The organism is Thermoactinomyces mirandus, assembly GCF_013868055.1.
GTDB classification, from domain to species: domain Bacteria; phylum Bacillota; class Bacilli; order Thermoactinomycetales; family Thermoactinomycetaceae; genus Thermoactinomyces; species Thermoactinomyces mirandus.
This window is the reverse complement of record NZ_JACEOL010000014.1, coordinates 98,952-113,798: the sequence shown is the minus strand read 5'-3', so window position 1 is coordinate 113,798 and position 14,847 is coordinate 98,952. Positions and strand designations below refer to the sequence as shown.

Here is a 14,847-nt window from a genome sequence, read left to right as displayed (position 1 = left end):
ACATTCCGCCTTGCAGGACGGAGGCGGGACAAGACCGGCGTAACTTTAATTCTCCGGTTGCCTGTCAGGATCTTGTCGGGAAATGGCACTCGGCCGTTTTGTTTTATTGGGCATAGGTGAGCGGATCAGCACATCAATCAACGCTCTTCCGTCAAAGGGAATCAAAGGCCATAAATAAGGAGTGATCAGCACTTTGATTCGGGCCAGCCAGATCACCAGGGCCACACAGCCAATCACAAAGCCGGCAATCCCGAACATTGCGGTTACAGCCAGCAATCCCAGGCGTACAATCTTGTTTGCCACTCCCATCTCATAACTGGGAGTGGCAAATGTTCCGATTACCGCCAGCGCTACATACAACACGGTTTCCGAAGCAAACCAGCCCACATTGATCGCGATTTCTCCCAATAATATCCCGGCAATTAATCCCATCGCTGTCGCAAGTGGCGATGGAGTATGAATCGAAGCCATGCGCAAAATTTCAATCCACACTTCGGCAATTACAAATTGCAAAAACAAGGGGAGCCTGGCGTTGTTTTCAATGGCGATAAACTGCAGAAGCGGAGGCAGGGACTCGGCATGAATTGTCATCAGATAAAAAACCGGCAATAAAAACAGGGAAAATCCCATCGCCAACAGGCGAACCAGGCGCATAAACGCGCCAACAACCGGTTTCTGGCGATACTCCTCAGCATGCTGCACATGGTGAAAAAAAGTGGAGGGCGTAATCATTACACTGGGTGAAGTATCCACATAGATCAGGACATGCCCCTCCATCAGATGAACAGCGGCCACATCCGGACGTTCCGTAAACCGGACCATGGGGTAGGGATTCCAATATCGCTTGAACAGATGTTCCTCCAGGGTTTTTTCCGCCATATGCAAACTGTCGGTATCGATCTTTTTAATCGACGTCCGGAGTTCTTCCACAACGCGGGGATCTGCCAGATCCTCCACATAAGCCAGGCAAATATCCGTCTTTGACCGGCGCCCCACTTGCAAATACTCCATTCGCAAACCGGGATCGCGTACATGGCGGCGGGTCAGGGCCGTGTTAAAAATAATCGTCTCTACAAATCCATCCCGTGCTCCCCGCACCACTCTTTCCGTATCCGGTTCTTCAGGTCCGCGCACGGGATAAGTTCGGGCATCAATGATAATGGCAGTCGTTTCCCCGTCAATCAGCAAAACGGTGGGTCCGGATAATACGGCATTCACAATTTCCCCCAGTTTATCGGTCTGATCCACTTCAATATAGGCAATCTCTGTGTCCAGGAGGCGACTGATTACTTGTGACTTCAGATCTTCCCCTTTCAAGTCAGCCAGCCGGTTCATGATCCGGTTCATGATCATGTCCTTGGCAAAACCGTCTACAAAATAAAAAGCGCATGCTTTTCCCCAAAACTTTGTGCGACGGCAGATCATGTCAAAACTTTTGCCGACTCCCAGGATATCATTCAGTATTTTTATATTTGTTTCCAGATGACTGTTTAGCGTTTTGTTCTGCCACCACGGTGTTTTACCCTTGCTCATCAGAAAACCACCATTTCCTTTTCTGCATCTTTCTTTCAGTATTGCCTGCCCAAAACGCGGCTAGACCTTGGAAACCGATCCTGTACATGCAAAAGTAACAGGGTTTTTCCGTCTTCAGGTTAACAAGCATCTCCATCCTTTCATATCAGTGGATTGGAGAAAACTCCGGCCTATTCCAACAGCCTGGCCAAGACTGCCGGATCCATGTTCCCACCACTGACGATTACACCCACACGGTGCAGACTTCGCGGGAAACGGCGGTCAAGAAGTGCCGCTAACGGGACGGCACCGGAAGGTTCTATTACCAACTTCAGACGCATGATGGCAAAACGGACCGCTTCTTTGATCATCTTTTCGCTGACCGTCACAATGTCATCTACATGGGATTGAATGACTGGAAAAGTAAGTTCTCCAGGTGTGGTGATGCGAAGACCATCGGCAATCGTTTCGGGAGCCGGAATGGTCAGACGTCGTCCTGCAAGGAGCGAACGGCGGGTATCATCAGCGTTTTCCGGTTCAACTCCGAAAACAGAAATACCGGAGGACATCCTCTTTGAGGCAACAGCGGTTCCGGAGAGAAGACCGCCCCCACCAACCGGAGTAATGACGGCACCCAGATCGGAAACTTGTTCCAGTAGTTCCATGGCGGCCGTCCCCGCTCCTGCCATGATATCGGGGTGATTATATGGCGGAATAAGCGTCAATTGCCGTTTTTCCGCAATACGGCGTGTCACTTCTTCCCGGTCCTCCGTAAACCGGTTATAAAAAACAGTTTCAGCGCCATAACCACGTGTCGCTACTATTTTTACTTGTGGGGCATCAGCCGGCATAGAGATCACAGCCGGAACGCCGAGAAGACGGGCCGCCAGAGCTGTCGCCTGAGCATGATTTCCTGAAGAAAAAGCAATGATACCTCGTTTTTTCTGCTCCGGAGTCAGCTGGCCAATCGCGTGGTATGCTCCGCGAAATTTAAAAGATCCGGTTCGTTGCAGGTTTTCGCATTTGAGGAATACTTTACACCCCGCCCATTCATCAAGCGTACGGGAAGTGATGACTGGAGTCGGGTGAATGTTGCCCTGAATCCGTTTCCTTGCAACAACAACCTGTTCGAATGAGATAGGAAGTTTCATCTGATTCAAAACCTTTCCAGTTTGATTTTCTAGGTGTTTCTATATAATCTTAATTTATTCCTATCGCAATCAGAAACAGCAGTAAAGATAACCCATTTATTTAAACTAAAGATTTTCTGTTTTAAATAAAGCGATTTTCCGCCAAAAAACCGATAAAAAAACGATTTCTTTAATTAACAAAATGGACAAATATTAAAATTTATAATTCCTTGCACAGAATATATAGACAAATATGAGATTACTAAATATGATAAATACAAGAGGGTGATACACTTGAACAAAGATGACCTGAAAGCTTTTGGTGAAGCGTTGCGGAAAATCCGTAAAAAACGGGGGCTGCGTTTAAAAGATTTAGAGGATGAACATATTTCTTTCGCTACCATTTCCAGTATTGAACGCGGTGTGCCGACAGTAAAACCACAAAACCGCCTTTATTACTGCCAAAAACTGGGTTATGATGTTTCCCAGATCCCTGAATTGATTCATCGGGAAAATGAAACCAATAACCAGATCAAGATTCTTCTTTTTCTTATTGAAACCTGTATCAACCTGGATTGTGACGGTGCATTGGAACGCCTCCGGGAATTACAGAAACAATGCAAAGGCCAATATATGGATGTCATCTTGTATTTAAAAGGACTTTGTTATGTAAAGAAAAACAAGCTGAAAAGAGCAGAAAAGTATCTCCTCCAATCGATTCAATTCATCGACGAAAAAAATACGTCGACCGAATCCAATATAAAATCTGCCTGCTTGTATGAATTGGGAAAAATCTACTATTTTAGGGATAACGATTTGAATAAAGCACTGGAATATAACAATCGGGGATTGAAAACATTCAAGCCTGGAAATGACCGGGCTGATATAAAATATTATTTGTCCATTGCCAAGGTGTCTTACCTGGAAAAAATGTACCGTACGGATGAAGCCTTGCAGATCCTTAATGAACTGTGGTCCGAGATTCAGCAGATTGATAGCCTCGAAGTAAAGCTTAGCATGTATGAACTGAAGGCTACTTTATTAAATCGAAAGAAGGGAATTAACCAGGCACTGTCATATGCTCGCGAAGGATTATATATAGCCCGTACCAACGGCACACATGAACGGGCTGTTAAATTACTTACTGTGTGGGGAAATATCCTGCAAAACGCCAATGATTACCAGTCGGCTGAGAACTGTTACCAATTGGCTCTTCGTCTGGAAAACAAATTAAAAGATAAAAAATACCTGCTTGTCACCACCTTGACCCAGCTTGGAAAATTGTACAGCAAAATGGAAAGATGGCAGGATGCTTACGAAAGCCTGTCGGCGGCTGTTGCCCGGGGAAAACAATACAATGATGCCCACCGTTACTGCGAATCATTAATGGCTTTGGGCGATTATTATCTCGAGAACAATCAGTTTCAGTATGCCACTTCCCCTTACAATGAAGCGCTAAAAATCGCGAATTCCTATAATTTCTCACGGCAGAAAGAAAGAATTCTGCTTAATTTGTCCGAGTGCTGGAAGAAAATAGGGGATAAGGAGAAATATATTGAAATATTGGATCAACTGCAGACACAACTTCGCTTGCGCGAGCTGGACGGAATTAAAGCATGACAGAATTTTTGGGCGAGGGTCTTTCTTTTACATTTATGATAAGATAATGATCAACTTATCTGAAGGACGGACTGACCAATAAGGAGGAACCGATTGTGCAATCTCTTCCGCAAGATTTTTTGCAACTGATGCAATTTCTGTTAAAAGATGAATACCCTGCTTTTCTCAATACATATCAGCATGCTCCGATCCGAAGCCTGCGTGTCAATACCTTAAAGATCAGGCCGGACAGGCTTAAAGAAAAGGTGCCGTTCCAACTGGAACCTGTTCCATGGTGTAAAGAGGCCTTTTATTATGACCATGAGCGGGACCGTCCGGGAAAACACGTTTATCACGCAGCCGGTCTGTACTATATTCAGGATGCCAGTGCCATGGCTCCAGCGGAAGCACTGGCCGCCAAACCAGGGGAAAAAATTCTCGATTTATGTGCGGCTCCGGGAGGAAAGACAACCCAGTTAGCAGCTCAAATGCGCGGAAAAGGAATTTTGGTTGCCAATGAAATTGATAACAAACGCATTCACGCACTGGTTGAAAACCTCGAGCGTTGCGGCGTGACAAATGCAGTTGTCCTGAACGAAAATCCGGCACATCTGACGGAACGCTTTACACATTTTTTTAATGGCATTTTAATTGATGCGCCCTGTTCGGGAGAAGGGATGTTTCGGAAAGATCCGGAAGCTTCCAACAGATGGAGCTTGCGGGCCGTTGAAAAATGTGCCTTGCTGCAGTCGCAGATCCTGGAAGCGGCTGCCCCCATGCTACGTCCTGGCGGCCGTCTGGTTTACTCTACCTGTACATTCAACCCCTCGGAAAACGAAGGCGTGATCTCCAGATTTCTTGAAAAGCATCCCGAGTTTCAGGTAAAATCGATCGCCCAAGCAACCCATTTCCAACCGGGGCACCCGGAGTGGGCAGACAAAGAAAACCCTTCCCTGCAGGAGGCCGCCCGCCTGTGGCCCCATCATTTAAAAGGAGAAGGCCATTTTGTGGTATTGCTCGAAAAAACGGCTGACCAGGAAATCAAAAAACCGCGTACCGGCAAATTTCCGCCTGTTTCGGCTTCGGCAAAAAAGGTCTGGAAAACCTTTGTTGAGCATACCTATGTCGAGGAGAGTTTTTTAAAGGATACCTACACCGTTTTCGGAGAGCATCTGTATCAGGTTCCCGAAGAACTTCCTTCTCTCAAAGGATTGAGAGTGGAACGACCCGGAAGGTATTTAGGGCAGGCAAAACGCAATCATTTTGCTCCATCACACGCTCTCGCCCTGTCAAGCCAACCAGCCCAGGTTCGGCAAGTACATGCCCTTGAGCGGGATGATCCCGAACTGATACGATATCTGCAAGGAGAAGCACTGCCCGCAACACTTGCCAAAGGCTGGACCCTTGTCACGGTGGACGGTTATCCCCTTGGCTGGGGAAAAGTCTCGGGAGGCCTGTTAAAAAACCATTATCCCAAATGGCTTCGCCGGGATCGAATCCAACAATGAAAAAACAGGCAATCAGAGTTTGATCTGCTCATCATCATGATCCTCTCTGCATACACATATATTACCATTTTGAAACAGAAAGGCAGGGAGGCTCTTGTTATGGGAAAAAAAGCCGATAAAGAGAGTGACCACAGGTTCAGATATCTTCCCTATACACAAATTTCCATGGGAATGATTCAGCCAGAATGGATTTTTATGACCCATCTTTTTGAACGGGAAGAAGAGGAAGAAAAAAATCCCGTCACAACAACCATATCCCAGGCGCCCCCTGCACAACACCGCAACATCCAGATCAATTTCCGGCCGCGCAAATTCTGAACCCGGATTGCTCTTTCATGAGACAATTCCACACCTGTTTATCTGTTTTCCAAGTAGCCGGATCTATTTCCCCTTTAAGCTATTTCCGGATCCACCTTAATTGTGCAAATACTGATTTTTCCTTTTTGTTTATTAATTCTTCCCAATCCCTGAGCAAATTTCTTTTTATTATCAGATACCGGCGCATTTCGTTTATAAAATGAAATAATGCAGCCCGGGTTTCAAACTCTTCCCTGGTTTGGGGAAGCAGGGAGTTTCGGAGATCTTCACGTAATTTCTCCAACTCTTCCAGATAAAGATGCGCGGTATTGCCAGGATGAACGGCATCGGCCAGATTCTCCAGGAATCGGGCAATCATTTCACCCTGTTCACAGGAGCGGTCCAGCGCAGAAACAATCGGCGCAATTCTTTCCAGAATTTCAAATTGCCTTTCCCTCATTTCAAAATAATGATAGAAATATCTGGCGGTTGGACCATCCTGATTCTCCATATCCAAAATGGCCAGCTCTTTCGCTTCCATTAACCACTGCGCTGTCTCCAGAATTTCCTTCCCATCCCAATAGCGCTCCGGTTCATAAAGATACGCGGCAAACTCACGCAAAATCGTTTTAAAATTGCTTTCAATTTTCCGTTGATATGCTCTCAGTTCTTTTTCCAGACTGGGCATATAGATATTCAGCAGGATTCCCATACCAACTCCAAGCACCAATAACAGGATTTCATTAACAATCACATCAATATTTACTTTTTTCAGTATGAAAAGATGCAAAATGACAACGGTACTGGTTACGATTCCATCACTGATCTTCAAATAGACACTCATGGGAATCAGCAACAATAATAAAATCGTCAATGTCCATGTATGGTACCCGATCCATTCAAAAACGATGGCCGAGATTCCCAATCCGACCAGTGAACCGAAAAAAAGTTCCCATGCCGTCTGATAGGATTGTTTTTTTGTTGTTTTAATACACAGAATGGTAATAATTCCGGCTGATGTGTAAAATTCAAGTCCTAACCATTTGGCAATCGCAATCGACAAGGCGATCCCAATCGCTGTTTTGATAGTTCGAAAGCCAATTTTCATTAATAATCACTCTTTTTCCTGTATTTTGGAACTGTCACATGCTCCCGTAATTTTCTTCTACATCCTATTTCAACATAGAATATTTTATTCTTGCAATGGAATATTAACGTTTTGTTAAAATGTTCTCTATCCTCCGACAATCTCCTCTTTGATGATTTCATTTTCATCTTTTTTCATTTCCAGGGGCAGATCCGCAAGATTTCTTCCTGTTTGCAACTTTGATATGATTATAATTGTGGGAATTACTTTACAGGGAGAGAGCGTACGATGAGTACAACCATCACTGAAACGACACTTGCCAGACAGGCCTATTACCGTTTGCTTGCATCCAGTTTTGAGCGTGCCCGGCGTTTGCTGGAAGAAATGCAAATGTATCCGGACAAATACTCTCCGGAACGGAGACAGGAAACCATTGCCTATCTTCAGCAGTTGCAAAAAGAAATGAATCGGCTGGACGAATCCCCCTCCCATTCTGCCAATATATAATAAATCTTTCCTGATCATCCTGGCAAATGATCAAACAGATCATTTGCTTTTGCTTTTATGCCCTCAAAAATTTATTTTCAAATAGTCAATGATCACACCAAAATACTATTAAGCTAAAAATGAATAGCTGCCAAAATAAATTGTTGATATTTTCAAAAAAGAAGGATATTATTATTTGTGCATAGAAATTTATATGCAACTTACAGAAAAGGGAGGGATACTGTCAAACCGCCAACCTATTTTCCTGACGGCAAGTAACGAGGGGGATTCAAATTATCAATTAGGAGGATGCCTGCCTGTGAAACGCTTTCTGAGTATATGTACAACTTTGGTGTTGGTTGCCCTTCTTGCAATTCCTGTTTCAGTTTTTGCGACTCCTGCTCCAGCAGATAACGGAAACTTTGTACCCGGTGAATTAATCGTAAAATTTAAAGAGGGAATTTCGGCACAGTCTGCACAATCGGTTCACCAACAATATGGAGCAAAATTAATGGAAAAATCCAAATATTCAGGTTTTGAGGTTGTCAAGTTTAAAGGTTCGATTACCAAAATGATCGAGAAATACAAAAACAACCCGATGGTTGAGTACGTCGAACCCAACTATTATGCACATGCCATGTGGACTCCAAATGATCTCACAAGCAGACAGTGGGGACCGCAAAAAGTCCAGGCGCCACAGGCCTGGGATGTTTCACAAAGCAGCAGCAGTACGGTGATTGCCATTGTTGATACGGGTGTGCAAGCCAATCATCCCGACCTGAACGGCAAAGTGATTCAGGGTTATGACTTTGTAGACAACGATAATGTTGCCCAGGACGGAAACGGACACGGAACACATTGTGCCGGAATTGCAGCGGCCGTTACCAACAATGGAATTGGCATGGCCGGAATGGCGCCCAACGCCAGAATCATGGCTGTCCGCGTGCTGGATAATCAAGGAAGCGGCACCTTTGCCGATGTCGCCGATGGCATCGTATTTGCCGCCCAAAACGGGGCAGATGTCATCAGCTTGAGCCTCGGTGGCTCTGTTGGAAGTACTGCACTTCAAAATGCAGTGCAACAGGCATGGAACAACGGCGCCGTAGTTGTGGCAGCCGCCGGAAACAGCGGAGTTTCTCTTCCCAGTTACCCTGCTTATTACTCTCAAGCCATTGCCGTAGCTTCTACTACCTCCAGTGACACACTCTCTTACTTCTCCAACTACGGGAGCTGGGTTGATGTAGCGGCGCCCGGTTCTGACATCTACTCCACCTATATCAACAGCAGTTACAGAAACCTGAGCGGAACATCAATGGCAACCCCGCATGTGGCAGGACTGGCTGCATTGCTGGCAAGCCAGGGCAGAAGCAACTCCCAGATCCGTGCAGCCATTGAAAACACCGCAGATCAAATCAGTGGAACCGGCTATTATTTTGAACACGGAAGAATCAATGCCAACAGGGCGGTAAACTATTAAAACATCACCAGCCCACAAATTTGCGCATGAAATAGGAAAGAGGATTTTCAAATAGGAAAGAGGATTTTCCTTTCCGGGAAAATCCTCTTTCTTTTCGTCAGTTATTTAAAAGAAACCAGACAATTCCCGTCATGAAGAATAACAAGGAAATGATTGCAAGCACTTTTGGCAAGTGATTCATCTTTTTCCTCCACCGTGCATTTATTCACTTCAATTCGACAACGGTAACTCCCGAACCGCCTTCACCGTGATTTCCCAGCCGGAAACTTTTCACATGGCGTTGGTGCCGCAAATATTCCTGTACACCGGCACGAAGTGCTCCCGTCCCCTTGCCGTGGATCAGGAAGACCTGTTTATAACCGGCCAGAATCGCTTTATCCAAGTAGTTATCAACCTCGATCAGCGCCTCTTCCACCAATTTGCCGCGAATATCGCATTCCGGCTTGACATCGGTTGCTGCCCGTTTGATGGTTGTCCCCGTTTTTCCCGCAGCAGCCGGTTTTGGAGAAGACCTTTTTTCCAGCTGATCCTTGTGGATCTTCATTTTCAAAAAACCAACCTGTACCTGGAAGAAGCCGTCTCCCAATTCGTCTACAATGGTCCCTGTCTGATTTACGCTTAAAACGAGAACTTCATCCCCAACATGAAGCGCTTCCCTTGTGCCTGTATTTTTCTTTTGTTTTTGCGGCCATTCCCAATCGGGCACAGCATTCTTCAATCTTGTCCTGGCATCGATCAACTCATGCTCTTTCAGATCCCGGGGCCGTGCTTTTATCCATGACTGCAGTTTTTTCACTACCTCTTCTGCTTCCCGTTCCGCTTTCTTAATGATGGATTGCGCCTCACACCGAGCTTTTTCTTTGATGCGAGCCTTTTCTTCCTCCAACTGCTCCCATTTCTGTTTCAGATCCCGGTACAATGCTTCGGCCTCTATCCGAAGCTTCTCTGCCTGATAACGATCCTCTTCAGCTGATTTCCGTTCCTCTGTCAGAAAGGTAATCATTTCCTCCATCCGGTTTTCATCCGTGGAAAGTTGGGCCCTGGCTGTCTGGATCAGTTCATCGGGTAATCCCAACCGTTTGGAAATGGAAAAAGCATTGCTGCTGCCCGGTACACCGATTAACAAACGGTAAGTCGGTTTTAAGGTTTGTACATCAAATTCAACACTGGCATTGATCGCGTTTGGATGGGTATGCGCAAAAAGTTTCAGTTCACTGTAATGGGTCGTTGCCATCACCAGGCATCCCCGGTGGATGACATGTTCCAGAATGGCTATAGCCAGTGCGGCCCCTTCCGTCGGATCTGTCCCCGCACCCAATTCATCAAACAAAACCAGACTTTTTTCATCGATCTGTTTCAATATCCGAATAATATTTGTAAGATGACCGGAAAAAGTACTCAGGTTCTGCTCAATGCTTTGCTCATCCCCAATATCAGCGTATACTCCGCTAAACACGGGCATAACACTTTCTTCTTCTGCAGGAATGGGAATCCCTGACTGGGTCATCAGGGCAAACAGGCCGACAGTTTTCAAGGTGACGGTTTTACCACCGGTATTGGGTCCTGTAATGATGATCGCTTGATAGGATTCACCCATTTCCAGATCAATGGGAACCACATCTTTCGCGTTGATCAGGGGATGCCGTGCTTTCTTCAGCTTGAGGGTCGACCGGGAAATACGCGGAACGACTCCTTTTACCTGATAGCCGAAACGGGCACAGGCCATGATCAGATCCAGTTCGGCTAAAATTTCAGTATTCTTTCTGAGTGCTTCCGCTTCTTCCCCGATCACTCCGGTCAGACGCCGCAAAACCTTTTCCACTTCTTTTTTTCCAGACAACTCCAGCTCGCGCAACCGGTTGTTCCATTTGACAACAGCCTCGGGTTCAATGAACAGGGTGGCGCCAGACGATGACTGATCATGGACAATTCCGGGGAACCGGGAGCGATATTCCATTTTGACCGGAATCACGTAGCGGTCAAAACGCTGGGTTATGATCGCTTCCTGCATCATCTTTGTATAATGCGGATTGCGAATCATTTCTTGCAGGATTTGATTGATCCGTTTGCGGGCTTCTCCGATCTGGCTGCGAATCTTCCCCAATCCGGGGCTTGCCTGGTCTTTGACAACCGCTTGTTCATCAATGGACCGGAGAATTTCTTTTTCGATGGTATCAAGGCTCGCCACTTGTTCCGTTAAGCCGCGCAAAATGGGAAGCGTTGCTGCTTCTTCTTCAATCTGCCGCAAAAACGATTTAATCTTGCGTCCGGCTGAAATCGTGCTTGCAACATCCAAACACTCCGTTTCTGAAAGCATCCCTTCCATTTCGGCCCGCCGGATAGAGGCTCTGATATCCCGGACCCCTCCAAACGGAACATCGCCTTTCAAGCGGATCACGTCCATTCCTTCCTGAGTGGAATCAAGGCGATCTTTTACCCGCTCCATCCGGGCTTCAGGCATTAACTGATCCACCTTTTCCTTTCCCAGGACAGTAGCCGCCTGTTTTTTCAACAATTCCTTTACCTGCGCGTATTCTAAAGATTTGAGCGTCCATTGCTCCACGCCGACAACTCCTCTTTCTGTTCAAAATCAATCTCTATTATAGCACTTCCCTCTCATGAAAGACATCGAGCCAATATGAAAATCGGCTCGATGTCCAGTTACCGTGTGAAAATATGATCTCCAATCTTTTTGATTTGGGGTCGGCTCCAGATCCACTTGGATGTTGCCCGTGCCGGGTTAAAGTAGTACAGCGCCCCGCCTGACGGGTCCCAACCGTTCAGGGCATCCCTGACCGCTTTTTTTGCTTCTTCGTCGGGCTGCAACCAGATTTGGCCATCGGCTACTGCTTCAAATGCAAGCGGTTGGAAAATTATACCAGATACCGTATCCGGAAACTTTTCACTTTCAATCCGGTTCAGAATGACCGCAGCAATTGCAACCTTTCCAATATACGGTTCTCCACGTCCTTCCGCGTAAACAGCCTGTGCCAGCAATTGTATATCGTTGTTTGAAAAACCGTAGCTGCTTTTAGGCACAGATACCGCTCCAGTTTTTGTTGGTTTCTTCCCGATTTTGTCAGGTGTATAGTTTTTGGTGGCAGCCCTCAGTTTTTGCAATGTCTTGCTGCCGGCAACCCCGTCAATCTTCAGGCCAAATTCATATTGGAACAGGCGAACGGCACGGTAAGTTCTTTCTCCATAATGCCCATCAACTTTTCCGGTGTAAAACCCGATAAATTTGAGGCGTCCCTGCAAATCCCAAACATCGCCGCCCCGTGAACCGCGTTTTAGGACCGGTCCTTGCGCTTGCGGACGGGTCATTTCCGGCCGCCAATGTCTTGTTGCCTTCCACAGTTTCAATTTGGTCTTTGGCCCGACGACCCCGTCAATCTTCAAGCCGAATTCATACTGAAACAAACGAACAGCTAAATAGGTTCGCTGGCCGAACACCCCGTCCACAGAACCTGTGTAAAATCCCAAATGCTTCAATCTCCCTTGCAATTCATAAACATCTCCGCCTCTGGCGCCTTTTTTAAGAACAGCCTTCCCAAAAGCGGTATGAACCGGGAATTCTTTAACATTCGTTTCATTCAGGGCAAAGCCATCTGCAAAGCTGCCCATCCATATAAGACCGACAATCAGATAAAGCATCGCAATTTTGATAAAAGTACGGTTCACCATACGAGCTTCACAACCCTTTTTGGCTGGTTTTACTCGTTATTATGCCAATGTTTTCCCAAAACATGCGGCAAAAAAATGGGTAAACCATTCTCTTCAACTGTCCGATGAAAAGAATACTTTCAGCCAGCCATAAAGTTTGCAGTTTCAGCAAACTCTGAAGATTGGTGGACATTCCATTAAGGTCCTTTCACAGGAGAAAAACCACTTATGAAAACCAAAATACAATAAAAATATTTAAAAAATAAACAATAAACTATATAATAATTAATAAAAGACCAGAAGGAGAAAAAATGGAACCCTCTGTCATTTATGAGATGGCTTGTTTGCTCGGAAAAATTGTCGGTGTATTTGTGTTTGTGTTTATTTTTGTAATTATGCCCATTCTCCGAATAGTTTATCTGGTAACCCGCAAAAAACTGAAAAGAAAGAAACTGGAATTAAAATCAGAAAAACATGAGCAAAAGTCACACAAAATGTAATTCGGCAAAAAGAGAAGGCACTTGGGTCCAGTACGGACATGAATGGGTTTTACAGACAAACGGGAAACGGATTTTCTGAAAAGCCCTTTGAATTGCCTGCATGTGAAAAAACTTTTATGAAAAAACTTTCTGCATTCTGGATTCGGCAAAAGTCTCCCACTTTCAGGTTTCACCGGATTCCTTTCGGTTTGGAAACTCCCACCGGATCATGTTGCCATCAGCCATGACACGCCGGAATCCGGTTTTTTCCAACACCCGGATTGAACAGCCCGGGCGATTTCAGTGGCATATCCCTTTCCCTGATGTTCAGGCACAATACTGTAACCAAGATCAGCGCTCCCCTGTTCGTCCGGCCCCTCTTTCAATCATGCATCTCCCACCAATACCGGAGAATTTTTCCTCAGGACCAGCCCGTTCCAGACCGGCTAGTTTGGATTTTGCGACAACTTTTGAAACATGAAGGGCAAAACTTCCCGAAAATCGTTATTTGGCCAATTCTGCGGCACTTCCGCCCCCAACAGTTCCTTGAGACGCATCCGGTCCGCCAGCGCCGCTCCCACCAACTTGACCGTAAACGGTATGATTTCCGCAGCCAGGGTGTTTCTATGCGTATTTTTGCTGTTTCTTCCAAATATCTCACCTCTTTTTCAGGAATTTTAGGTGCCTTGTGATCCCTTTTTCTTTTTTGCCGTCCAAAAAAGCAGCTGCCCGGAAACCACAGGTAGCTGCTCATCTTTTTACAGCATTTTTCCTTGGAACAATTGATTCAGTTCTTTCGCCAGATCCGGGGTCCACCCCGTCACTGCACTTGCCAGGAACGATCCTTCCACTACTTTCTGTCCGGTGCTCCAGGGAATGACATTCAACACATTGACCAGAACAAACGTCAGAAGCAAAACTTTTGCCAAGCCAAACAATACGCCTCCTGAGCGATTGACGGCAGACAGAATCGGCAAATTGGCCACCTGATTGATCAGGGTAGCCGCAAGCGACAAAAGCAGCCTTGTTCCAATCAGCAAAACAACAAAGGCGATCAGGGAATAAATGGCTTTCTCCACCGGGACCAAAGCCATCCAACCTCCACTGACAGAATCAGGCAAACTCCATAACTTACTGATGACAGGAGCAAATTCATCAGTAAACTCAAATGCAATCCAAATCGCCAGAATATAATTGACCAAGGAAGTTATTTGCAGGATCAAACCCCATTTATATCCCTGGATCAGGGCACCAGCCATCAGAAAAAGGATGATCAGATCCAGAAAATTCATCGAATCCTCCTCATGGTTCTTCGTCTTCAATCAGATGCATGATTTCATCATATTCCTGTTTCAGCTTTAAATAGTCATCAGCAATGTTTACCGCCGATAAAACCGCCAGACGTGCCACATCCAGACGCGGATTGTTATCAGCGATTTGTCTCATTTTCTCATCCACATGACTTGCAACCTGACGCATATGACTCGGACTTGCCTTGCCTGTCAAATGATATTGTTGCCCGTAAATTTCCACACTCAATCTATTTTTCACTTCACCGCCTCCTTCACAAGGTGAAGGTTTCTTCTGCGAGTCGAATCGGTGTAGAACA

Annotated in this window: 15 protein-coding genes and 1 pseudogene; 6 read left to right on the top strand and 10 right to left on the bottom strand. The window is 45.8% G+C overall.

Annotation, left to right across the window (positions count from 1 at the left end):
* Positions 1-45: 45 nt before the first annotated feature.
* On the bottom strand, positions 46-1,533 hold the full coding sequence (locus tag H2C83_RS05085) for a spore germination protein (protein ID WP_181738412.1): 1,488 nt from the start codon (positions 1,531-1,533) through the stop codon (positions 46-48).
* 170 nt (positions 1,534-1,703) lie between these two features.
* The gene (locus H2C83_RS05080; RefSeq protein ID WP_181738410.1) at positions 1,704-2,663 is read right to left on the bottom strand and encodes a pyridoxal-phosphate dependent enzyme; all 960 of its coding nucleotides are present in this window, start codon (positions 2,661-2,663) and stop codon (positions 1,704-1,706) included.
* 273 nt (positions 2,664-2,936) lie between these two features.
* Between H2C83_RS05080 and H2C83_RS05075 the strand changes: the two genes are divergently transcribed.
* The 3 genes from H2C83_RS05075 to H2C83_RS05065 all read left to right on the top strand — a co-directional run bounded on the left by H2C83_RS05075 (position 2,937) and on the right by H2C83_RS05065 (position 6,067).
* The gene (locus H2C83_RS05075) at positions 2,937-4,262 is read left to right on the top strand and encodes a helix-turn-helix domain-containing protein (protein ID WP_181738408.1); all 1,326 of its coding nucleotides are present in this window, start codon (positions 2,937-2,939) and stop codon (positions 4,260-4,262) included.
* A gap of 95 nt (positions 4,263-4,357) precedes the next feature.
* The gene (locus H2C83_RS05070; protein WP_312853849.1) at positions 4,358-5,749 is read left to right on the top strand and encodes an RsmF rRNA methyltransferase first C-terminal domain-containing protein; all 1,392 of its coding nucleotides are present in this window, start codon (positions 4,358-4,360) and stop codon (positions 5,747-5,749) included.
* A gap of 99 nt (positions 5,750-5,848) precedes the next feature.
* Positions 5,849-6,067, top strand: a complete 219-nt coding sequence (locus H2C83_RS05065; RefSeq protein ID WP_181738406.1) for a hypothetical protein — start codon at positions 5,849-5,851, stop codon at positions 6,065-6,067.
* Between the two features lie 79 nt (positions 6,068-6,146).
* On the opposite strand, the gene H2C83_RS05060 is transcribed toward H2C83_RS05065, so the two are convergent.
* Positions 6,147-7,154 (bottom strand): aromatic acid exporter family protein, encoded by a 1,008-nt coding sequence (locus tag H2C83_RS05060; protein ID WP_181738404.1) that lies wholly within the window; start codon positions 7,152-7,154, stop codon positions 6,147-6,149.
* A 267-nt stretch (positions 7,155-7,421) separates the two neighbouring features.
* Here H2C83_RS05060 and H2C83_RS05055 point away from each other — a divergent pair, with 267 nt between their 5' ends.
* Both H2C83_RS05055 and H2C83_RS05050 read left to right on the top strand, forming a co-directional pair.
* Positions 7,422-7,640 (top strand): hypothetical protein, encoded by a 219-nt coding sequence (locus H2C83_RS05055; RefSeq protein ID WP_181738402.1) that lies wholly within the window; start codon positions 7,422-7,424, stop codon positions 7,638-7,640.
* 298 nt (positions 7,641-7,938) lie between these two features.
* Positions 7,939-9,096, top strand: a complete 1,158-nt coding sequence (locus tag H2C83_RS05050; protein WP_376766335.1) for a S8 family peptidase — start codon at positions 7,939-7,941, stop codon at positions 9,094-9,096.
* A 205-nt stretch (positions 9,097-9,301) separates the two neighbouring features.
* On the opposite strand, the gene H2C83_RS05045 is transcribed toward H2C83_RS05050, so the two are convergent.
* The 3 genes and pseudogenes from H2C83_RS05045 to H2C83_RS18665 form a co-directional block, all read right to left on the bottom strand.
* Complete coding sequence (locus H2C83_RS05045; RefSeq protein ID WP_181738398.1) at positions 9,302-11,659, bottom strand: endonuclease MutS2; 2,358 nt, start codon at positions 11,657-11,659, stop codon at positions 9,302-9,304.
* Between the two features lie 98 nt (positions 11,660-11,757).
* Positions 11,758-12,420 carry a spore cortex-lytic enzyme gene (gene sleB, locus H2C83_RS18670; RefSeq protein ID WP_446697283.1) on the bottom strand — a complete coding sequence of 221 codons (663 nt, stop codon included), beginning with the start codon at positions 12,418-12,420 and terminating at the stop codon, positions 11,758-11,760.
* A gap of 99 nt (positions 12,421-12,519) precedes the next feature.
* Positions 12,520-12,720 (bottom strand): annotated as a pseudogene (locus tag H2C83_RS18665) (peptidoglycan-binding domain-containing protein); the annotation flags it as partial.
* Between the two features lie 350 nt (positions 12,721-13,070).
* Between H2C83_RS18665 and H2C83_RS05035 the strand changes: the two are divergent.
* Positions 13,071-13,259, top strand: a complete 189-nt coding sequence (locus H2C83_RS05035) for a hypothetical protein (protein ID WP_181738396.1) — start codon at positions 13,071-13,073, stop codon at positions 13,257-13,259.
* Positions 13,260-13,465: 206 nt separating this feature from the next.
* Here the strand turns inward: H2C83_RS05035 and H2C83_RS05030 are convergent, their stop codons facing one another.
* From H2C83_RS05030 to zapA, 4 genes are all read right to left on the bottom strand, one after another.
* Positions 13,466-13,624, bottom strand: coding sequence for a GNAT family N-acetyltransferase (locus tag H2C83_RS05030; protein ID WP_181738394.1), 159 nt, complete (start codon positions 13,622-13,624; stop codon positions 13,466-13,468).
* Between the two features lie 60 nt (positions 13,625-13,684).
* On the bottom strand, positions 13,685-13,822 hold the full coding sequence (locus H2C83_RS17305; protein WP_220184011.1) for a hypothetical protein: 138 nt from the start codon (positions 13,820-13,822) through the stop codon (positions 13,685-13,687).
* Between the two features lie 174 nt (positions 13,823-13,996).
* Positions 13,997-14,530 (bottom strand): CvpA family protein, encoded by a 534-nt coding sequence (locus H2C83_RS05025; protein ID WP_181738392.1) that lies wholly within the window; start codon positions 14,528-14,530, stop codon positions 13,997-13,999.
* A gap of 10 nt (positions 14,531-14,540) precedes the next feature.
* Positions 14,541-14,789, bottom strand: a complete 249-nt coding sequence (gene zapA, locus H2C83_RS05020) for a cell division protein ZapA (RefSeq protein WP_312853848.1) — start codon at positions 14,787-14,789, stop codon at positions 14,541-14,543.
* Positions 14,790-14,847: the final 58 nt, after the last annotated feature.